At 46.4% G+C, this 22,197-nt stretch carries 18 protein-coding genes; 1 reads left to right on the top strand and 17 read right to left on the bottom strand.

Annotation, left to right across the window (positions count from 1 at the left end):
- The first annotated feature begins 321 nt into the window (after positions 1-321).
- The gene (locus AC622_RS18195) at positions 322-735 is read left to right on the top strand and encodes an NUDIX hydrolase (protein ID WP_049672340.1); all 414 of its coding nucleotides are present in this window, start codon (positions 322-324) and stop codon (positions 733-735) included.
- Positions 736-775: 40 nt separating this feature from the next.
- On the opposite strand, the gene pruA is transcribed toward AC622_RS18195, so the two are convergent.
- From pruA to purC, 17 genes are all read right to left on the bottom strand, one after another.
- Positions 776-2,323, bottom strand: coding sequence for an L-glutamate gamma-semialdehyde dehydrogenase (gene pruA / locus AC622_RS18200; protein WP_049672341.1), 1,548 nt, complete (start codon positions 2,321-2,323; stop codon positions 776-778).
- A 158-nt stretch (positions 2,324-2,481) separates the two neighbouring features.
- A complete protein-coding gene (locus AC622_RS18205) occupies positions 2,482-3,660 on the bottom strand; it encodes a CamS family sex pheromone protein (RefSeq protein ID WP_049672342.1) in 1,179 nt (392 codons plus the stop codon).
- Positions 3,661-3,670: 10 nt separating this feature from the next.
- Positions 3,671-5,686 (bottom strand): NAD-dependent DNA ligase LigA, encoded by a 2,016-nt coding sequence (gene ligA, locus AC622_RS18210; protein WP_049672343.1) that lies wholly within the window; start codon positions 5,684-5,686, stop codon positions 3,671-3,673.
- 36 nt (positions 5,687-5,722) lie between these two features.
- Positions 5,723-7,987 (bottom strand): DNA helicase PcrA, encoded by a 2,265-nt coding sequence (gene pcrA / locus AC622_RS18215; protein WP_049672344.1) that lies wholly within the window; start codon positions 7,985-7,987, stop codon positions 5,723-5,725.
- A 71-nt stretch (positions 7,988-8,058) separates the two neighbouring features.
- On the bottom strand, positions 8,059-8,748 hold the full coding sequence (locus AC622_RS18220) for a heptaprenylglyceryl phosphate synthase (protein ID WP_049672345.1): 690 nt from the start codon (positions 8,746-8,748) through the stop codon (positions 8,059-8,061).
- Between the two features lie 129 nt (positions 8,749-8,877).
- Positions 8,878-9,177: a YerC/YecD family TrpR-related protein gene (locus AC622_RS18225; RefSeq protein ID WP_049672346.1), complete on the bottom strand. Its 300-nt coding sequence runs from the start codon at positions 9,175-9,177 to the stop codon at positions 8,878-8,880.
- A 20-nt stretch (positions 9,178-9,197) separates the two neighbouring features.
- Positions 9,198-10,190, bottom strand: coding sequence for a DUF3048 domain-containing protein (locus AC622_RS18230; protein ID WP_049672347.1), 993 nt, complete (start codon positions 10,188-10,190; stop codon positions 9,198-9,200).
- A gap of 56 nt (positions 10,191-10,246) precedes the next feature.
- Entirely contained in the window at positions 10,247-11,992 is a 1,746-nt protein-coding gene (locus tag AC622_RS18235) for an adenine deaminase C-terminal domain-containing protein (RefSeq protein ID WP_049672348.1), read from the bottom strand.
- Positions 11,993-12,360: 368 nt separating this feature from the next.
- Positions 12,361-13,638 (bottom strand): phosphoribosylamine--glycine ligase, encoded by a 1,278-nt coding sequence (gene purD / locus AC622_RS18240; protein ID WP_049672349.1) that lies wholly within the window; start codon positions 13,636-13,638, stop codon positions 12,361-12,363.
- A 20-nt stretch (positions 13,639-13,658) separates the two neighbouring features.
- Positions 13,659-15,194 carry a bifunctional phosphoribosylaminoimidazolecarboxamide formyltransferase/IMP cyclohydrolase gene (gene purH / locus AC622_RS18245; protein WP_049672350.1) on the bottom strand — a complete coding sequence of 512 codons (1,536 nt, stop codon included), beginning with the start codon at positions 15,192-15,194 and terminating at the stop codon, positions 13,659-13,661.
- Between the two features lie 14 nt (positions 15,195-15,208).
- A complete protein-coding gene (purN, locus tag AC622_RS18250; protein ID WP_049673070.1) occupies positions 15,209-15,772 on the bottom strand; it encodes a phosphoribosylglycinamide formyltransferase in 564 nt (187 codons plus the stop codon).
- Between the two features lie 16 nt (positions 15,773-15,788).
- Positions 15,789-16,823, bottom strand: a complete 1,035-nt coding sequence (purM, locus tag AC622_RS18255) for a phosphoribosylformylglycinamidine cyclo-ligase (RefSeq protein ID WP_049672351.1) — start codon at positions 16,821-16,823, stop codon at positions 15,789-15,791.
- A 33-nt stretch (positions 16,824-16,856) separates the two neighbouring features.
- Positions 16,857-18,278, bottom strand: coding sequence for an amidophosphoribosyltransferase (gene purF / locus AC622_RS18260; RefSeq protein WP_049672352.1), 1,422 nt, complete (start codon positions 18,276-18,278; stop codon positions 16,857-16,859).
- Positions 18,254-20,488, bottom strand: coding sequence for a phosphoribosylformylglycinamidine synthase subunit PurL (gene purL, locus AC622_RS18265; RefSeq protein WP_049672353.1), 2,235 nt, complete (start codon positions 20,486-20,488; stop codon positions 18,254-18,256). Before purL ends, purF begins: the two co-directional genes overlap by 25 nt.
- Positions 20,472-21,155, bottom strand: a complete 684-nt coding sequence (purQ, locus tag AC622_RS18270) for a phosphoribosylformylglycinamidine synthase subunit PurQ (protein ID WP_049672354.1) — start codon at positions 21,153-21,155, stop codon at positions 20,472-20,474. The genes purL and purQ overlap by 17 nt, the downstream gene beginning before the upstream one ends.
- Entirely contained in the window at positions 21,152-21,406 is a 255-nt protein-coding gene (purS, locus tag AC622_RS18275) for a phosphoribosylformylglycinamidine synthase subunit PurS (protein ID WP_049672355.1), read from the bottom strand. Before purS ends, purQ begins: the two co-directional genes overlap by 4 nt.
- The gene (gene purC, locus AC622_RS18280) at positions 21,399-22,118 is read right to left on the bottom strand and encodes a phosphoribosylaminoimidazolesuccinocarboxamide synthase (protein WP_049672356.1); all 720 of its coding nucleotides are present in this window, start codon (positions 22,116-22,118) and stop codon (positions 21,399-21,401) included. The genes purS and purC overlap by 8 nt, the downstream gene beginning before the upstream one ends.
- Between the last annotated feature and the right edge of the window lie 79 nt (positions 22,119-22,197).

Consider the following 22,197-nt stretch of genomic DNA (forward strand, 5'->3'; position numbering starts at 1 on the left):
TTTAGAAAATGCAAATAGTTTCGTGGAATTTTTTCATATTTTTCTAAAATTAGGTATTTGTGCGACGTGTTTTATATGGTTGAGGAAGGCATAGCAGCGTATCCTTAGCCTTTACTAGAAAGACTAGATTCTTTCTTCTTAATGCTTACAGTCCTATAACACACAGATGAAGTAAGGTGAGCGCTGTATCACCACCTTCTCAAGGTCAACGATACAGTTCACTAACTTAGGTATGCCTGGGTTTATGCTGTCCTTTAAAAGGACTTTAGTCCATTCATGCAGAAATTCTTATATATGCTATGAGAATGAGGAGGGTATTTTATGAATGGTCTACCGCCTAAGCATATTGTGTCAGCGGCAACGATTGTTATAAATGAGAAACAGGAGATTTTATTGCTAAGAGGACCGAAGCGCGGCTGGGAGATGCCGGGCGGGCAGGTTGAGGAGGGTGAGTCACTAAAGGAGGCAGCTATTCGGGAGACGAAGGAGGAAACAGGAATTGATATAGAAATTCTATCCTTTTGCGGCATATTTCAAAATGTGAAGCGGTCAATCTGTAACACTCTTTTCTTAGCGAAGCCCATTGGCGGGCAATTGATGACCTCTCCTGAGAGTTTGGAGGTTGGGTTCTTTCCGCTGGAGGAGGGCTTGGATCTGGTCACTTGGAACAATTTTCGGCAGCGGATTGAGCATTGCCTTGATAAAACCAACCAGCCCTTTTTCATAGAATTCTAAAATAGACCCCTCCAAACCATTGGTGGGGTCTTTCAATCTATTAATATGCTTCAGATGTTGTTTTAGCTTGCATGTGAAGAAGCAAGTAGTCAGGACCGCCTGCTTTGGAATCTGTACCGGACATATTAAATCCGCCGAATGGCTGGTAGCCGACGATGGCTCCTGTGCAGCCGCGGTTGAAGTACAGATTGCCGACATGGAAGTCTTCACGCGCTTTTTCTTGGTGTGCGCGGTTACGTGTAATCACTGCTCCAGTTAGGCCGTAATCTGTATTATTAGCAATCTCAATCGCTTCGTCAAAGCTGCTCGCCTTGCAGAATGCAACGACTGGTCCGAAGATTTCTTCCTTCATGATGCGTGCATCTGGGGCAAGGTCTGCAATGATGGTTGGCTCGATGAAGTATCCTTTAGAATCATCTGACCCCCCGCCAGCGACGATGCGTCCTTCTTCCTTGCCGATCTCGATATAGCCTGTGATTTTCTTGTAGGCACCAGCATCAATAACAGGACCCATAAAGTTGCCAAAGTCCCCTGTGTCACCAAATGTTAGTTCTTTCGTCAATTCAACGGCACGGTTCAATACTTCGTCATAGACATCCTCTACAATGACTGCTCTTGAGCAGGCAGAGCATTTTTGCCCGGCGAAACCGAAGGCAGATGCCACGATGGATTTAGCTGCCAGCTCTAGGTCTGCATCAGAATCAACGACGATGGTATCTTTTCCGCCCATTTCAGCAATAACACGTTTCAGCCATTTTTGGCCTTCGTGGACTTTAGATGCTCTTTCATAAATTCTCACTCCAACATCACGGGAGCCAGTGAAGCTGATGAAGCGCGTGCTTGGATGGTCGACCAAATAATCACCAACCTCAGAGCCGCTGCCCGGCACATAGTTGATTACGCCGGCAGGTAAGCCTGCTTCCATCATGACTTCTACAAATTTCGCAGATACGACCGGTGTTGTGGAGGCTGGTTTTAATAAAACGGTATTTCCGGATACAACTGCTGCGACACATGTTCCTGCCATGATTGCCAGCGGGAAATTCCAAGGGGAAATAATAACCCCGACACCAAGAGGAATATAGTCATATCGGTTATATTCATCCGGACGGCTTAAGACTGGCTGGCCGTCTTTTAGCTTCAGCATTTGTCTTCCGTAGTACTCAAGGAAATCAATTGCTTCTGCTGTATCAGCATCGGCTTCAGCCCATGGCTTGCCTGCTTCACGAACCATAAGCGCGGAGAACTCATGCTTTCTGCGACGAATGATGGAAGCGGCTTTGAATAGGACATCTGCCCGAACCTCAGGCTTTGTTTTACTCCATGTCTTGAAGGCCTTTAAGGCTTCCTGCATGGCTTTTTCCGCCAGGTCCTTATTCGTTTTGGACACACGGCCGATAATTACTTCTTTATTGGATGGACTAGTAGAGACAATCTTTTCTTCAGTCGTCACGCGTTCACCGCCAATGATCAACGGGTAATCCTGGCCGAGGTAACCATCCACTAATGCGAGTGCTTCCTCAAATGCCTTTTTGTTCTCATCAGCCTTGAAGTTTGTCAGTGACTCATGTTTGTACGCTTGTACCATTCGATGACCTCCCTATGTATAATAAAATAAAAGTAACCTATCCTTTATTTTAAACTATTCAGTATTATACGTCACTTTATTTAAAGTCAACTCAAAATGTTCCGATTATTCTACTATTTAACTATAAAAAAAGCAGGACTATTAGCCCTGCTTTTCTTTTATTCATTGTAAATATACACATATGGCTCTTTATCATCAACTTCTTTGACGATTAGAGATTCCTGACCATTCGATGAGGTGATCTTCGTCTCAACCTCTAAGTAATCAGGGAAATGATCCATGACAAGTCCTGCGACATATTGGGTAAACCCAATGACTTCACTCTTAGAGTAGAACTGCATATCAATGGAAATCGTCAGCTTCTTCATTTCTTCATTCACATAGAAGGCTTTGCCGATAACGCCATTGTAATTCGGGAAGTATTCTTCCACATCATCCTTGAAATTTGAGAATGTGCTGGCGTCATCTCGATGCTTCTCTTCAGCGCTTGAAGATGGGAAGAGGAAATAATCCTCATCAACATTCTTCCACTTGGAGATTTTGCTGCTGTTTGCATTGATAACTGTATAAGAAATGAAGTTTCCTGGTACAACGGAGTCCTTGCTTTCTTGTTCAAACAAAGCAATCAGGATAGGCACATCCTTTGCACCTTCCAATCCTCGAACACGTTTGACGACTTCCGCCGCAATTTCTTCACCCTTTTCTTGGAGTGTTTTGGCATCAATCTTTATTTCATATGTTTCTCCATACTTCTCCTTCTGGTAATAGAAGACAGAGTTCAATGCAAGTCCGATGGAGATTCCCCCGAGGGTTACCTTATTGTTATCGGATTTCACCAAATAGTTATGCTCTAGAATATGGGCAAGGTATTCAGGATTTTTCTCATACCGCTCCTCAATGTCTCCTTTACCGTCATCAACAGGATTCAGCCCCATATTTTCATCGGCTGTCATCTTTTTCTCTTTCAGCTGTGCACTCGTATATTTACGCTGCAGCCAGCTTGTGACCGTTTCCTTTGAAATGACCTGCCCCTCACGGAACACATATTCATCAGTCGGGAATGGGTCTTGCGAGAGCCTCATCAATCCCGTTTCAAATTCCTCCAAGTCCAGGCGAGTGTTGATGTTTGATGTTACAAGGCCGCGCGTATCGCTCGTCTCGTATGGCAGTAAGGTTTGGTAGTATTGATCAGAGATTTGGTACTCAGGAATAATGGATTCCTTCTCGGTATTCTCTGTATCTGTATCATCTTCTACCACTTCACTCTTATCAAAGCTCGGGGCACAGCCTGTTGCTGTCAGCATCATCACCAATGTTATTGCCAAAAAGCGCTTCATTATTCCACCTCTATTCTTGCTTGCCCAGCTCAGCCAGAAGCTGCTGCTCATTCCAAACCTCAATACCGAGATCCTGGGCTTTCTTTAACTTAGAACCGGCATCCTCACCGGCTATGACTAAATCTGTCTTCTTGCTGACACTTCCTGTTACGTTTCCTCCAAGGGCTTCTATCAGTTCCTTTGCTTCATTTCGCCCATACTGTTCCATTTTACCAGTGAGTACAATGGTTTTCCCAGCGAAATAGGAATCTGATTCAGCGGCATCCATTTTTCTTTTGCCCTTATAGCTCATATTGACACCATAGGCTTTTAATTCATTGATCAATTGCATGAACTCTTCCTGGCTGAAATATGTCACGATAGCATCAGCCATCTTCTCACCGATTTCGTTAATGGAAACGAGTTCTCCAGCACTTGCGGCCATGAGTTTGTCCATTTCCTCATATTCCTCTGCAAGCACTCGGGCTGCCTTGGCACCGACATGTCGAATGCCGAGACCGAATAAGAGACGTTCAAGTGAGTTATCTTTAGAAGCTTCAATCGCTGCCAGCAGCTTCTTCACAGACTTATCACCCATTCGCTCCAGCTCAATCAATTGATCATACGTTAATTTATAAATATCAGCGACATCTTTGATTAAATTCGCATCAAATAATTGAATAATAACCTTTTCTCCCAGCCCATCAATGTTCATCGCATTACGGGAAACGAAGTGAATTAACCCTTCCTTAATCTGCGCAGGGCATTTCGGGTTAATGCATCGCAGCGCAACTTCACCCTCGAGGCGGACAAGCTCGCTATCGCACTCTGGGCAATGTGTCGGCATATGGAATTCTTCCTCAGCCCCAGTCCGTTGTTCAATCTGTACTTTGACGACCTCCGGGATAATATCACCCGCTTTTTTGATGACGACATGGTCACCAATGCGGATATCCTTCTCACGAATCAAGTCCTCATTATGAAGGGAGGCTCTTTGCACAGTCGTTCCAGCGACACGTACAGGCTCAAGCAATGCTGTCGGCGTAATGACGCCTGTTCGCCCGACTGTCAACTCGATTCCCTTCAGCACCGTCACGACTTCCTCAGCCGGGAATTTGTAGGCAATTGCCCAGCGTGGACTTTTCGCTGTCACGCCAAGCTCATCCTGGTGGGATAGAGAATCGACCTTCACAACGATTCCATCAATCTCATAATCGAGGGTCGGCCGTTTCTCTGTCCACTCACTGATATATGAAAGCACTTCTTCAATGGTCTGGCATCTCCTGCGGTGCGGATTTGTCTTCAATCCCAGCGTATGAAGAAGGTCAAGACCTTCACTGTGGGAGATCACACCTGTTTCACCCGTATCCCCGATACCATATAAGAAGATGTCCAGATTTCTTGAGGCAGCAATCCTTGGATCAAGCTGCCTTAATGAGCCGGCAGCCGCATTCCGCGGGTTTGCGAATGGCTCCTCGCCGTTTTCCTCCTTCTTTTGATTCAACGAAACAAAGGATTTCTTCGGCATATAGGCTTCACCGCGCACCTCCATCGTATATGGTTGATTGAGGCGGAGAGGAATCGAGCGAATTGTACGCAGATTGGCTGTAATATCCTCACCAATCGTACCATTTCCTCGAGTCGCTCCCTTCACGAATAGTCCGTCCTCAAAACGAAGGGAAACAGCAAGACCATCAATTTTCAATTCACAAATATACGAATAACTGTCCGTGCCAAGCCCTTGTTTCACCCGGCGGTCAAAATCACGCAGATCCTGTTCATTGAAGGCATTGCCAAGACTCAGCATCGGGGTGATATGTTCCACCTTCTGAAAGGCATCCAACACCTGTCCGCCGACACGCTGTGTCGGCGATTCCTCTGTTTGCAGCTCAGGGAATGCCTGCTCGATTGCCACTAGCTCCTTGTACAATTCATCATAGACAGAATCCGGCACACTCGGCTCATCAAGAACGTAGTATTCATATCCATATTGATTTAATAAAGAATGAAGCTCAGCTGCTCTTTTTTGGGCTTCTTTCAACTCCATAATTCTCTTCCGCCTCTCTGCAAGGTTTCAACAGGTTTATTGTTGCTTCTTAATTGGGGCAAATTTCGCCAGAAGGCGCTTAATGCCCATTGATGGGAATGCGATGTCGAGCTCAAGCCCGTCTCCGCTGCCTTTCACGCTGACAACGGTACCTACTCCCCATTTGCCATGTTCGGCCTTATCACCGACAGCCCAATCAAGCTTCTCGCCGCCAGATGTGTTCATAGCTGCTCTCATAACCGGCTTTGGAGATGCTCCGCTGTTGATTCCGCCGCCATTGATGCCTGTTCCGCCTCGAACAGTCCCTCTTCCTTGCATAAAGGATGGCCGTGAAGAAGACCTGCTCTCTGCAGGAGGATTCAAGTCTTCAAGTAAATCTTCCGGAATTTCTTTAATGAAACGGGATACCGGATTCATATTCGTACGTCCGTACAAGGTTCTCATCTGGGCATTGGTGATGAAGAGCTCCTGCTCAGCCCGCGTAATGCCGACATAAGCAAGGCGGCGTTCCTCTTCCATCTCTTCATCTTCCATAAGCGCACGGCTATGCGGGAATACACCCTCCTCAAGACCTAGAAGGAAGACAGCAGGGAACTCAAGCCCCTTCGCAGAGTGGAGAGTCATGAGAACGACACCCTCTCCTGCTGCCTCATCTTCCTCATCCATCCGGTCGATGTCAGCAACAAGGGCCAAGTCTGTCAGGAAGGCTACTAAGCTTTTATCTTCACTGCTGTTCTCAAAGTTCTTCGTTACAGACAGGAACTCTTCAATATTCTCAAGTCTTGTTTCAGCTTCAATCGTCTTCTCAATTTCAAGCGATTGGCGATAGCCGGATTTCTCAATAACCTCATCAATTAATTCAGTTACGGATAGGTATTCCTGCATCGCCGTATAGTGCTTGATTAAATCGCGGAACTCGCTTGCTCCTTTATACGCCTTCGCCCCAAGTCCAACGAACTCAAGCTCAAGCATCGCTTGGTACATGGATATATCATGGTCCTGTGCGTAGTTGGCAATCTTATCAACAGAGCTTGCTCCGACACCGCGTTTCGGTACATTAATGACCCGGCGCAAGGAAATATCGTCATCCGGGTTAGCAATTAAGCGCAGATAAGCCAGGATATCCTTGATTTCTTTCCGGTCATAGAACTTAATACCGCCTACAATCGTGTATGGGATATTGGATTTAAGCAAGACTTCCTCCATTACACGTGACTGGGCATTCGTACGGTACAGAATCGCAATATCAGACAGCGGCTTTCCTTGCTTCTCCATTTCCTTGATCTTCCCTGCAACAAACTGGGCTTCGCCCTGCTCACTGTCAGCGCGGAAATAGGAAATCTTATTACCCTCTAAGTTCTCCGTCCACAGCTTTTTCGGCTTCCGGTTCAAGTTATTCTCAATCACTCCATTGGCCGCAGCCAAAATCCGCTTCGTTGAGCGGTAGTTCTGCTCAAGCAGAATAACATTTGCATTTGGGTAATCCTTCTCAAAGGAGAGAATGTTAGCGATATCCGCACCGCGCCAACGATAGATGGACTGGTCGGAATCCCCGACAACACAAAGGTTCTTAAAGCGCTGCGCAAGCTTTTTGACGAGCATATATTGCGCTCGGTTCGTATCCTGATACTCATCGACATGGATGTACTGAAATTTCCGTTGATAGAATTCAAGCACTTCTGGTACTTTATCGAATAATTCGAAGGTCTTCATGATTAAATCATCGAAATCGAGCGCCTGATTCTTTCTTAAACGCTTTTGATATTCCGTGTAAAGGTCGGCAACTGTCTGCTCATAAAAGTTACCGGCTGTATTAGCGAATTCCTCATGAGTAATCAATTCATTCTTCGCAGATGAAATGGTTCCCAGAATGGATTTTGGCTCGAATTTCTTTGTGTCAATATTCTTTTCTTTCATGATTTGCTTGATGACAGTTTGCTGGTCGGAAGGGTCGAGAATCGAGAAATTCCGGTTCATTCCAATCCGGTCGATATCACGGCGGAGAATCCGAACACACATGGAGTGGAATGTAGAAATCCAAATTTCATCCGCTGCTCCTCCAAGAATGCCCTGAATCCGCTCCTTCATCTCCCTTGCCGCCTTATTGGTAAAGGTAATCGCGAGAATATTCCATGGAGCTACTTCCTTCTCTACGATTAAGTAGGCAATCCTATGCGTCAAAACCTTCGTCTTTCCGCTTCCCGCTCCTGCCATAATCAGCAAAGGACCGTCGGTTGCCTGTACAGCTTCTTTTTGTTTATTGTTTAATCCTGTTAATAATCGATCTGTTAAGAACTGCATATATATGACACCATCCCGATACGAACGTTTGTTCTTATTATACTTGATTCTAGTGTGCAATCAACAAATGTTTAGTTCTTTTTTGCGGCAGTCACTGTCTTCAATGCGCCGGCTAAATCTTCATAAACATAATTCCCGACAATGATACAATCCGCAAGGCCGGCCATTTCCTCGGCTTTCACCGGACTATTGATGCCTCCCCCATAGAAGAGCTTTGTCTCCATCAATGCATCCTTCACGCTCCTGACCAACGCAGGGTCACCGTATATACCGCTATATTCAAGGTAGAAAATAGGCAGGTTGAACATCTTATCCGCCATCAAGGCATAGCTTGCCGCATCTTCCTCCGATAAATCCGTCATAGCGTCAGTCAGCTGAGCGGCCTTGCATGTTGGATTCATGATGCAATAGCCTTCCACATGCATCTCTTCCCAATTAATCATATGGCCGTATTCCTTAATGGCCTCTTTATGCAAACCCAGAATCCATTCTGGATTCCGGCTGTTTAAAACGGACGGTATAAAATAAAGATCAAATCCCGGGGTTATGGATTCTAAATTGGATACCTCAAGAACACATGGGAGCGTATAGCGGCGAATGCGTGCCATAAGGTCAAGCACATTCTCAAGCGTCACTCCATCCGTACCGCCAACCATAATGGCATCGGTCCCTGATTCACAAAGCTTCTCGAGAGCATCATCTGAAATTTCCTTATTAGGATCGAGTTTAAACACATGCTTCCACTCGCGAAAATCGTACATTGAAACAACCCCTTAATCTAATTTCCATTTAATCATTATAGCATTCCTTTTTGGGATACCAAAGAGTTAGAAAAAATTGCGAGAGACTTCTAACCCATAAGAAAAGCAGCCCATATTCGGGCTGCTAGTTCATGCGTCTTTTTCCTTCAGTCTGCTGAGCGCCATTGAATACGCATCATTCCCGTAATTCAAGCAGCGTTTCACGCGGGAGATTGTTGCGGTGCTTGCTCCCGTTTCCTTCTCAATCATATGATAGGTCTTTCCTTCCTCGAGCATGCGTGCCACTTCGAGGCGCTGCGCTAAAGACTGGATCTCATTGACCGTACAGAGGTCATCAAAGAAACGATAGCACTCCTCCAAGTCATTCAACGATAAAATGGCATTGAATAATTGATCCAATTCTTTGCCTTTCAGTTTGTCAATTTGCATATGTGCCTTAATCCTCCTATTTATTCGAGTGTTACACTCTGCGTAAGGCCTGATGTTGGAATGACATTAATCCAAGTCTTCCCAGGCACTAATTTCACTTCTTTACCATCTAATACAGGAACGATTCGATTATCGTTTGATTCCCATTGTATTTTAAGGAGTTTTCCCTTTTGGAGCAAGTAGGCATCTCCACCGCTTTCCAAATCAATATCACGTCTGCCCTTCTTATCGATGACTTCATGCTCTGCCTCGATAATCAAAATATTATCAATTTCGACAGGGTCATTCGTGCCATAATCCTCTGTTCTCACACCGGCTGTATATCGGGCATAGGTTTCGCTACCCTCGTCATATTCATAGGTTACATCAAAGCTCTCAGAAGAATAAGAAATGAAGGCCTTTGAATAGCTGTCTCCCTCGACCTCATTCTCTTCGTCTTCAGTCATGAAGGTATAAGCCGGAGCACCGATATCCATATCATACCCCTTCTCCTTCGCTCCCTCCATTACATGATCATATGTAATATAGGAATTATGGGGGGCTTCTCGAAATGAGGCACGCTCAAATAAAGTACCATCATATTTAAGACCGTTTAAATTGTCTATATAATCACTTTCAATCATTTTTTTCGCCTCTGGACTCCAGCCATGGAAAACGAATAAACTATCATACCCTTTCGCTAAGCGAATATAGTAATCCCTCGCGCTTCTGACCGGTCCGAACGTATCTGGAAATTCACTTTGATAAACGGCCAAAAACCTTGTAATATTGCTCTCTGCCAGAATCTCATACACAATATCCGCCTTGGAAAGTCCTGATTGCGGCCTTGCAGCAGGATGATTATTCACCATGACGGCAATGGCCCGGTGATCAGCCTCCTTATCAGCCTCCAGCCCTGTCAACGGATATACGGTATTCCCTTTCTCATTGACAGACTCGGGATTGTCATCAGCCTTACAGCCTGCTAAGAGAACAATGAAAATAATCATGAATGTACATAATTTCTTTAACATATGACTCCCTCCTCATGATGAGCTACAATGATGTGGTTTATCGCTTCTTTATTATTTTAACGCATTATAGTCGGAAAGAGTATAGATTTATTCATGACTTCATATAATCCTGCCTGTGTCACGCGAATATAAGGAAGGTGAGTGGAAGTGAAGAATAAAAGTGAATACATCGGGTCTTCAAATGGATATCCCTTTTCCACAAGTATTTCCTTCATCCGGCTCTCCTGTTCGATTAACTCCGGCAGATTTGCCTTAGACATCACACCCTGAAGGACAAGCGGCATTTCAAACAGGATTTCTCCCTTCTCTGCAATAACGATTCCTCCACCGATTTCCTTCATACGATTGAAGGCAATTTTCATATCCTGCCTGCTCTTGCCAATCAAGATAATATCCCCTGAATTAGTGAAAGAGGAGGCAAATCCATGGAGATTTCTCGCAAAGCCCTTTAAGAGTGTATTAATGCGCGATTGCCCATCCCTTCTGAGAAAGGTGAAGTAGCATTCATCATGATTCATATCCAAGACTTCTCTTGAAATATCAATATGGATGGAGTAGGGCTTCGTAATGACGCTATTCTCCATATTAATGCCAAATGGCATGGAGTATTGTAAATCATCATCCGTTAAGTCCCAATCAAGCTCAAGCGGACTCAACCCATATTCCTCCCAGTTAATGGAGGAGCCTTTGACTCCGCATGCCTCACCTTCCCGTTTCACCCATTGTCCCTTCGATAGGACAGAGTGAGGAGTTGGTTCATCCTTCTCATGAAGGAAGTTAATGTTGGCTACACGTCCTGTCGCAATATTTCCATGCAAATATTCCATATTATAATAGCGGGCAATATTCAAGGAAGCCATATTATAGGCATCAATTAACGGCACACCCTTGTCAATAGCCATTTTGATCAGGCTGTCCGTAAACCCTTCCTTGTAAAATCCCGGACTTGACCCATCTGTATTGAAAAAGCATTTATCGTATGACTTCAGTCCATAATCCTGCAAATAATCTAAGATACCCGGCAGGTCTGGGCGAATGGAGGAATGGCGCAAGGACACATGATACCCCTGTCCAAGCCTTCTAATCACTTCCTCGCCTGTCATGGCCTCATGGTCACAGTCAGCCCCTAATAGCATCAATTTCGCCAAAGTCTTCTCTGATGAGCCCGGGAAATGCCCCTCAATCTTCTTACGCATCCTCTTCGCTTCCTGCATCCAGTGCAGCATCATATCATCACCGTCAAGTAAGCGCGGCCAGCCCGTCAGCTCACCCGCCTGAAGCACGCCATCATGCTCAAGCCAGCTCTTTACATTGGCATGAGAAAACACTTCCTCCTCATTTCGCAGCTCTGTCTGCGAATCCAGCCTTGCCCACCAAAACATGGAATAAGGGAGATGGCGAAGCTCCTTCAATAGGGCAAACGCTTGCCTTTTTTCGAGCAACGTAAACAAGGTCATATTGTCATTGATCAAGGTTGTTGTACCATATTGGGCAGCATGCATCGCCAAAGTCTCCGGGTTGTACAGCTGTGCCGGGTGGGCATGCGGCTCAATATACCCCGGTACCAGATACTGTCCGCTGCAATCAATGATTTCACAGCCCTCCTGCATATCAGGCATCTTATCCCCTACATATATAATCCGATCCTTATAGATCCAGATATTCGCTTTCATCCATTCTTCAAATACTTGATTTAAGTAAACAGCATTCACCAATACGATGGTGGGCGCAATCTTTCCATCTATTATACTCACATGTTCTCTAAGCTGTTTATTCTTCCATCTATATCGTTGTTCAAGCATGAACAATCCCCCCTTAACCAAACCCTTATGCCTTCAACAGCTCCGGAACATTTATTTGGAAATGTAAGCCTTTTCATTATTGTAACACATTTTTTCGGTTTAGCGCACGAAAGTTACTGCCAAACAGGAAACTGTTTGGGAATACACTTACTTAGTCATCCAGCACTTGTATCCCTTTTGTTTTTACATATCCGTTTTAAAACATTTTAATCATAAAATAATTATTTTGAGAAATAAAAAAGCCTGAAAATATATCATTGTAAATACTAGAAGACAAAGGCTGATTAAAAAGGGCTATGAACAAAATATTATCGGATATAATAAAAAACCTGTCACGCCATAGCGGCATAACAGGTTTTGCTTATTTACTAGCCTTTCAAACTTTGAGCAATGGCTTTTTCACCTATATCATGGCGATAGAATAAGCCTTTGCAGGAAATGGTTTCGAGCTCCCGATACACGTTCTGCTTCGCATCCTCCAAGGAAGGCCCAAGTCCCGTGACAAGCAGGACACGGCCTCCATTGGTGATGAATTCCCCTTGATTATTCTTTGCCGTACCAGCATGGTAGATGTGCATATCTCCCCCGATATGACTGAGACCTCTAATAACGGCCCCTTTCTCATATCCATCCTCTGGGTAGCCAGTGGCAGCCAGCACAACGCCAATCGCACTTTCCTCGGTCCATTCAAGCTCACAATCGCTTCCCTCAAGAACATGCTCAATAACTTCCACCAAATCAGATTGAAGCCTTGGAAGAATGACTTGTGTCTCTGGATCTCCGAATCGGGCATTGAACTCGATCACCTTAGGGCCATCCGCTGTCGCAATCAGTCCGGCGTATAGAATGCCTGTGAAAGACCGGTCTTCCTTCACCATCGCTTTAGCAACCGGAAGAAGAATTTCATCATGGGCCTTTTGCACAAGGTCACACCCAATTTGCGGAACAGGGGAATAGGCACCCATCCCGCCTGTATTCGGGCCTTTATCTCCATCGAAGGCTCGTTTATGGTCTTGGGCAATCTCCATTGGATATACCTTCTCACCATTTACGAATGCCATGTAGGAAAATTCCTGACCCTCAAGGAATTCTTCGATGACGACCTTGTTCGAAGCTTCGCCAAACTTGGCATCTTGAAGCATTGCTTGAAGGGCATCAACAGCTTCCCGCTCACTCATGGCTACAACTACGCCCTTGCCGGCAGCAAGACCATCTGCCTTGATGACAATTGGCACGCCCTGATTCTTCACATAGGCAACAGCCTGATCAAGCTCAGTGAAGGTTTCATATCTTGCCGTTGGAATGGCATATTTCTTCAGCAAATCCTTTGTGAAGGATTTACTTCCCTCAATGATAGCCGCTGCTTTTTTCGGACCAAAAATTTTCAGTCCTTCTTTTTCAAACTCATCGACCACTCCGTTGATCAACGGTACCTCCGGGCCGACAAAGGTAAGCCCAATCCCATTCTCATGCGCAAAGTCTATCAATGCCTGATGATCTGTTTCATTGATGGAAACGCGTTCTGCGACATCCTCCATTCCAGGATTGCCAGGTGCGACGTACACCTTGTCAACATGCCTGCTTTCGGCAAACTTGCGTGCAAGCGCATGCTCTCGTCCACCGCGGCCAATAACCAGTATCTTCATCGTCCCTCTTCAACTCCTTATTAATGTTTGAAATGACGCACGCCTGTAAAGACCATGGCAATTCCATATTCATCTGCCTTCTTGATGGAGTCCTCATCACGAACCGACCCGCCTGGCTGAATGATTGCTGTAATGCCCGCTTTTGCCGCTGCCTCAACAGTATCATCCATTGGGAAGAAGGCATCGGAAGCTAATATAGCTCCCTTCGCTTTATCGCCTGCTTGCTCTATCGCAATATTCGCCGCTCCAATTCGATTCATTTGGCCGGCACCGACTCCAAGCGTCATCTGGCGATTTGCAACGACAATAGCATTCGACTTCACATGCTTTACAACCTTCCAGCCAAACTTGAGCGCTTCCCATTCCTCCTCCGTCGGCTCTCTTTTCGTCGCGATCTTCACATCGGCTTCAGCCAATGTCGCGTTGTCCAAATCCTGCATTAACAACCCGCCGGCAACAGAGGTGAACTTCTTCTCCATCACACCCTTGGAGCTGAAATCAACAGTCAGCAGGCGAATATTCTTCTTCGAGGTCAAAATTTGGAGCGCCTCCTCCGAGAAGGATGGAGCAATGACGATTTCTAAGAATATCTCATGCAAAGCACCGGCTGTCTCAGCATCGACTTCACGATTCAAAGCCACAATTCCGCCGAAAATCGAAGTAGAATCAGCAAAGTAGGCTTTTTGGAAGGCATCTGAAATCGTTTTGCCCGTACCGACGCCGCAAGGGTTCATATGCTTAACCGCCACTGCTGCTGGCTGGTCAAATTCCTTCACGATTTGAAGGGCGGCATCTGCATCATTGATATTATTATAGGAAAGCTCCTTCCCATGAAGCTGCTCAGCATTAGCAATTGAGAAGGCTGTGCCCAGCGGTTTCTTATAGAAGGCTGCCTTTTGGTGCGGATTCTCCCCATAACGAAGCGGCTGTTTCAATGTATAGGTAACCGTAACGGACTCCGGCTGTTCTTCTTCTGCCAGGTTTGTCATATATTCTGCGATCATGGCATCATAGGCTGCAGTATGGCGGAATACCTTGGCGGCAAGACGTCTTCTTTCCTGTAAAGAAAGCTCACCAGTTTCTAATCCCTTCAACACATCATCATAATCCGCCGGGTCTACAACAACGGCGACAGATTCGTGGTTCTTCGCTGAGGCACGAAGCATCGCAGGCCCCCCGATATCAATATTCTCAATTGCATCCTCTACCGTTACGCCCTCTTTAGCAATCGTCTGCTGAAATGGGTAAAGGTTCACGCAAACAAGCTGGATAGGCATGATGCCCTGCTCTGCCAGCTGCTGCATGTGTGAGTCGTTGTCCTGCTTTCCTAAAAGCCCTCCATGAATGGCTGGGTGCAATGTTTTCACACGTCCGTCCATTATTTCAGGAAAACCGGTCACGTCACTGACCCCTTTTACCGGGATGCCATTGTCTGCCAGCGTTTTTTTCGTCCCTCCTGTTGAGATGATCTCAAATCCAAGATTCGCTACTTTCTTTGCAAATTCTACAATTCCTGTTTTATCCGATACGCTGATTAATGCACGCTTTGCTGCCATTTCCGCTCCTCCTGTCAATTACATACCTTTTCTATAATGGCTGGATACAATCGGTGTTCAACCTGCTGGATTTTCTCATGGACCCGAGCCGCATCGTCTCCGTCTTCAATCATGATGGCCTCCTGAGCAATAATTGGCCCAGTATCCATCCCTGCATCTACATAATGAATCGTCACACCTGATACCTTTACACCGGCTGCCATGGCTTGCCCAACTGCGTCTTTCCCTGGGAATGCCGGCAGAAGAGATGGATGGATATTCAGAATTCTATTTGGATAAGACTCTAATAGAACTGGTCCAATCAATCGCATATAGCCTGCGAGGATAATCCACTCCACGGACCTTTCACGCAGAGCGGATAATACATCTTCTTCATAAGCTGTCTTTGAGGAGTAATCCTTCGGCCTGAAGGTCAACGAAGGCACTCCAAGCTCTTTCGCCCGTGTCACACAATAGGCCTCAGGCTGATCACATACCAGCATTTCAATCGATGCGTGCACATTCCCTGTATTTACTGCCTCTACTATAGCTTGAAAATTACTTCCGCTCCCTGATGCAAATATCGCAATCTTTGTCATGACGTCTCCCTTTATCTTAATCATTTCCACTGAATTGGACTCCCGGAACTCTCGTTACACGCCCAATCATGATCGGCAGCTCTCCGCTCTCCTTCAATGCACGAATCACCTTTTCCGCCTCTCCAGGCTCCACCGCAAGCACCATGCCGATTCCCATATTAAAGACGTTATACATCTCTTCATCTGCTAAAGAGCCCTTCTCCTTTAACAACGGATAAATAGCAGGGATCTTCCATGTTCCTTCTTCAATCTCTACGCCTTGGCCTTCTTTCAGCATACGCGGAAGATTCTCAATAAAACCGCCGCCGGTGATATGCGAAATCCCATGGACGGCTCCCGTCTCAAGTGCAGCCAGGACCGGCTTCACATAAATCTTCGTCGGCCGCAGCAATTCAGCTCCCAATGTACAGCCTAATTCCTCTACATACGTGGAAAGATCCATCTTCGCATCCTCAAGGAGAACCTTGCGTACGAGTGAGTAGCCATTGCTATGGATACCGCTTGAAGGCAAGCCAATCAGGACGTCCCCTTCTGCTACCTTGCTGCCATCAAGCATTTGTCTCTTTTCTACAGCACCAACTGTAAATCCGGCCAAATCATACTCCTCTGGACTGTACAAACCTGGCATTTCAGCCGTTTCTCCGCCAATCAGGGCGCAGCCTGCTTGGACACAACCTTCCGAAATGCCCTTTACGATCGCCTCGATTTTCTCCGGTACAGCCTTTCCGCATGCGATGTAATCAAGGAAGAAGAGCGGTTCTGCTCCTTGAGCAACGACATCATTTACACACATGGCCACACAATCTATGCCGATTGTGTCATGCTCATCCAACATCATTGCAATCAAAAGCTTTGTGCCGACCCCATCCGTACCGGATACAAGTACCGGCTCCTTTACATTTATGGAGCTCAAGTCAAACATCCCGCCAAATCCGCCAAGCGATCCGAGCACTCCCTGCCGCTTTGTGCGGCTGACATGCTTTTTCATGCGTTCCACAGCTTCATAGCCTGCCTCAATATCTACACCCGCGTTCTTATAAGCATTCGACATCGTTATCTTCCTCTCCCTCAAGTACGGATTCTGCTATTGTTTGATTTTCTCATACGGATGGTCATCCATCGTATAGATCTCTGTCGGGTACTTGCCGGTAAAGCAAGCCATGCACTGTCCGCGGTATTCTCCCTCAAATGGCCGGCCGATGGCTTCAATCGTTCCTTCCACACTCAAAAATGTCAGAGAGTCTGCCCCGATCAATTGGCGGATTTCCTCAACAGAATTCCTGCCCGCAATCAATTCCTCCTTTGAGGATGTATCAATTCCGTAGAAGCACGGGTTTTTGATTGGGGGCGAGCTGATACACACATGCACTTCCTTCGCGCCCGCTTCCTTCAGCATGTTCACAATTCGTCTGCTCGTCGTGCCTCGAACAATGGAATCATCGACCATAATGACGCGTTTCCCTTCAACAACGCCGCGAACAGGGGCCAGCTTCATCTTAACTCCTTGTTCACGCAAGGACTGGGAGGGCTGAATGAATGTACGGCCGACATAGCGATTCTTAATAAGCCCCATCTCATAAGGGATGCCGCTCGCCTCAGCAAACCCAATAGCCGCGGAAATACTTGAATCCGGAACACCAGTTACAACATCTGCTTCTATCTGCGCCTCCATCGCCAATCGTTTCCCAAGGCTCTTTCTGGCTGTATGAACATTAATGCCGTCGATATTGCTGTCCGGTCTGGAGAAATAAATATATTCCATACTGCACATCGCACGGCCGCTTGATACCGCGATAAGTTCGGAGTGAAGTCCCTCATCATTTATAATGACGAGCTCCCCCGGTTCCACATCACGAATGTATTCCGCACCGACAAGGTCAAAGGCACATGTTTCAGACGCGACAACATAAGCCTTACCGAGCCGGCCGATGGAAACAGGGCGTAAACCATGCGGGTCAACCGCAACAAGCATATCTGTCTCAGTCATCACAAGGAACGCATAGGCACCTTCTACAAGCGAAAGCGCCTGTTTCACACGATCCTTGAAGGCTCCTGTTCCAGAACGGCGAATCAAATGGGCTAATACCTCTGTATCAGAGGTCGTTTGAAAGATACTTCCCTGCATTTCAAGCTGGTTCTTCAGGCTGGCCGCATTAACGAGGTTGCCATTATGAGCAAGGGCAAAGCTGCCTACAGTTTGAGAATTGAAAAGGAATGGCTGCACATTTGCAATGCCCCCTCCGCCTGCTGTCGCATAGCGCACATGGCCGATTGCACTCTTCCCTTTTAAATCCTCTATGATTTTTTGGGAAAACACATCATTCACAAGTCCTTCTGCTTTATGAGCACGAAGGGCTTCACCGTCCGTCACGACCATACCAGCTCCCTCTTGGCCTCTATGCTGAAGGCTGTGTAGTCCATAATAAGTGAGCTGAGGGGCCTCCTCATGGCCCCAAATTCCAAACAATCCACACTCTTCATTTAATCCACGGATTTCAGCAAGCATGGTATAGCTCCCTTCCAAGCATTCAATAGCTCCGTTGCTTTAATATCTATGATGTTCTGCTCATCTTTCATCCGAATGACATATCGACCTGTATTCGTTACCATTCCAGCTAATTTGGCTTCTGGCATCATCGCTTCAAAAGTTGCTTGATTCGCCGCCTCTACAGAAACAATAAAGCGTGATTGTGTTTCAGCGAATAAGGCTGTGACAATTTCTCCCTCAATCTCGACCTCAAGTCCAAGTCCATCTGTACCGAACAGTCCTTCTGCAAGTGCTACCGCTAAACCGCCCTCTGAAATATCATGCGCCGATTCGACAAGTCCCTTCTGTATGCTTCTAAGCAAGGCTTGCTGGCGTCCTTTCTCCACCTGAAGGTCTAATTTAGGCGCTTGGCCATAAATACGTCCGCTGTTCGTATACTTTTGCAGCTCGCTTCCTCCGAATTCAGGTGTCGTTTCGCCAATGATATAAATGAAATCTCCTGCTTTTTTAAAAGCCTGGGTCGTAATATGATCTGTATCATGTATAAGTCCAACCATGCCCACAACAGGAGTCGGGTAAATGGCTTCTCCATTCGTTTCGTTATACAAGGAAACATTCCCGCCAATCACCGGCGTACCGAGTGTACGGCATCCTTCGCTCATCCCGTCTGCCGCCTTCTCCAGCTGCCAGAAGATCTCCGGCTTCTCCGGATTCCCAAAATTCAGGCAATCTGTGATAGCAAGCGGCTCACCGCCGGAACAGATGATATTACGTGCTGCCTCAGCCACCGCAATCTGCCCGCCAACCTCTGGGTCCAGATATAAATAACGGGAGTTACAATCCGTTGTCATCGCAAGTGCCTTCTTCGTTCCGCGAATCCGAACAACGGCGGCATCAGAGCCCGGTGCAACAACTGTATTCGTGCGAACCATGTAATCGTATTGATCATACACCCACTCCTTGCTCGCAATCGTTGGCTGTTCTAACAAGGCAAGAAGGGTTTTCGTATAATTCTCTACCGCTGGAATCTCTATCTCCATTTCACGGAATTCACGAATGTAAGCTGGCTCTTTAGAAAGCTTATGATAAACTGGTGCATCCTCTGCCAGGGCATCTGCCGGAACTTCTGCCACAATATCGCCATGATGCTTCAAACGAAGCATCCGATCATCAGTTACGACACCGACAGCCACTGCTTCAAGCCCGTATTTCTCGAATAATGCCTCAATCTCGGCTTCACAGCCTTTCTTCACGACAATCAGCATCCGCTCCTGTGATTCAGAAAGCATCATTTCATATGGAGTCATCCCCGTCTCACGCTGTGGAACGAGGTCTAGATTCATTTCAATTCCGCTCCCTGCCTTCGAAGCCATCTCAGCAGATGAGCTCGTCAGCCCAGCTGCTCCCATATCTTGAATGCCGACAAGGGCATCTGATTGGATCAATTCAAGACATGCCTCAAGGAGAAGCTTCTCCATGAACGGATCGCCGACCTGTACCGCCGGACGCTTGGAATCAGATTCGTCTGTCAATTCCTCCGAAGCGAACGTTGCCCCATGAATCCCATCTCGACCTGTCTTTGCGCCGACATACATAACCGTATTGCCGACACCGCGGGCCTGACCGACCTTAATATCCTCATGATTAATGAGTCCGACACACATTGCGTTTACCAAAGGGTTTCCCTCATAGGACGGATCAAACTGGATTTCACCGCCGACTGTCGGAATCCCGATACAATTCCCATAGCCGGCAATACCGGCCACGATCTCCTCGAATAAATACTTCATGCGCGGCGTTGTCAGCTCGCCAAAGCGAAGAGAATTAAGGAGGGCAATTGGACGGGCTCCCATCGAGAAAACATCACGGATAATTCCGCCGACCCCTGTGGCCGCCCCTTGATAAGGCTCAATAGCAGAAGGGTGATTATGGCTTTCAATCTTGAATACGACCGCCTGACCGTCACCGATATCCACGATACCAGCGCCCTCCCCAGGACCTTGGAGAACACGCTCTCCTTCAGTCGGGAACTTCCTCAGTACAGGCTTAGAATTCTTATAGCTGCAGTGCTCAGACCACATAACGGAGAATAGCCCTGTTTCCGTATAGTTCGGCAAGCGTCCTAAAATCTTCTCAATACTGGCGAACTCCTCATCTGTCAGCCCCATTGTGGCATACACGCGTTCTTCTTTAATCTGAGATGGATTCGGTTCAAGCATTAACGACATGGGATTCCCTCCAATATTGGACAATAGATTTAAATAGCTTCAGCCCGTCATCACTGCCAAGCATGGATGAAACAGCCCGCTCCGGGTGAGGCATCATGCCAAGAACATTCTTCTTCTCGTTCATGATTCCGGCGATATTCTCATGGCTTCCGTTCGGATTGCCATTATAAGTGAACAGGATACGGTTTTGGTCCTTTAATTGCTGCAAGGTCGCATCATCACAATAATAATTCCCTTCCCCATGGGCGATAGGAATCGTGATAATCTCACCTTCTTCATAGCAGGAAGTGAATGGTGAATCCGTCTGCTCTACTACCAGCTCCTGCGGACGGCAGATAAATTTCAGACCTGCATTCCGCTGCATCGCACCCGGGAGAAGACCCGCCTCAAGAAGCACCTGGAACCCATTGCAAACGCCAAGAATAGGCTTACCGGCCTCTGCCGCCTTCTTGACTGCCTCCATAATGGGCGAGAAGCGAGCAATAGCACCACAGCGCAGGTAATCCCCGTACGAAAATCCGCCTGGAAGCAAGACCGCATCAAAGCCATCAAGACTTGTTTCCGTATGCCAGACATACTCAGCCTCTTCACCCAATTCATCTACAACAGCATGATACATATCAATATCACAATTCGATCCTGGGAAGACGATTACGGCAAATTTCACTTCACTGCTACCTCCTCAACCTCATAGCGGTAATCCTCTATCACGGTATTGACCAGTAATTTTTCACACATGCTCTGAATCACTTCATCCAAATCCCGATCAGATTTCTCCAAAGAGAGCTCCATATATTTGCCGATACGGACATCCTTAACTTCTCGATAATTCATGGTATTCAGAGATTTCTGAACAGCAGTACCTTGAGGATCTAGCACACTTTCACGTAAAGTCACATAAACTTTCACTTTATACATTTTGGAGGCCCTCCAGCTTTTCTAGTATTTTTTCGTATGCATCAGTTAGGCTGCCTAATTCCCGGCGGAACACATCTTTATCCAATTTCTCGTTTGAAACCTCATCCCATAGGCGGCACGTATCGGGTGAAATTTCATCCGCTAATAAGATATGACCGTGACGATCCTTGCCAAATTCAAGCTTGAAATCAATTAATCTAATTCCCACAGAGGCAAACAGCTCTAAAAGCTTCTGATTAATCAGCAAAGCCTTCTCCTTCAATTCAGCCACATCAGCTTCACTCGCAAGTTCGAGAATATTGATATGATCCTCTGTAATCAGCGGGTCGCCGAGTGCATCATCCTTATAATAAAACTCCACAATCGGACGCTTTAACGGAATGCCTTCGTCCATGCCGACTCTTTTGGCAAAGCTTCCGGCTGACACATTGCGGACAACCACCTCTAGAGGAATAATGCTCACACGTTTGACGAGCTGTTCATTCTTTGAAATCTGCTCCACGAAATGAGACTCGACTCCTGATTTACGAAGCTCTTGAAATAGCAGACTTGTAATCTGGTTGTTCAGCTGGCCCTTGCCATCAATGGTTGCGAATTTCTCTCCATTAAAAGCTGTTGCTGAATCTTTATACTGAACAAGCACAATCTCTGGGCTTTCTGTTGCATAAATACGTTTCGCCTTGCCTTCATAAAGAAGTTCACCTTGTATCACTGTATAGCCTCCTAAATGGAAATATCATTAATGCTATATGAGGGAATGAATGAGGGCATGCCTCCTAATCAAGAAAAGG

The organism is Bacillus sp. FJAT-27916 (assembly GCF_001183965.1).
Lineage (GTDB): Bacteria > Bacillota > Bacilli > Bacillales > Pradoshiaceae > Pradoshia.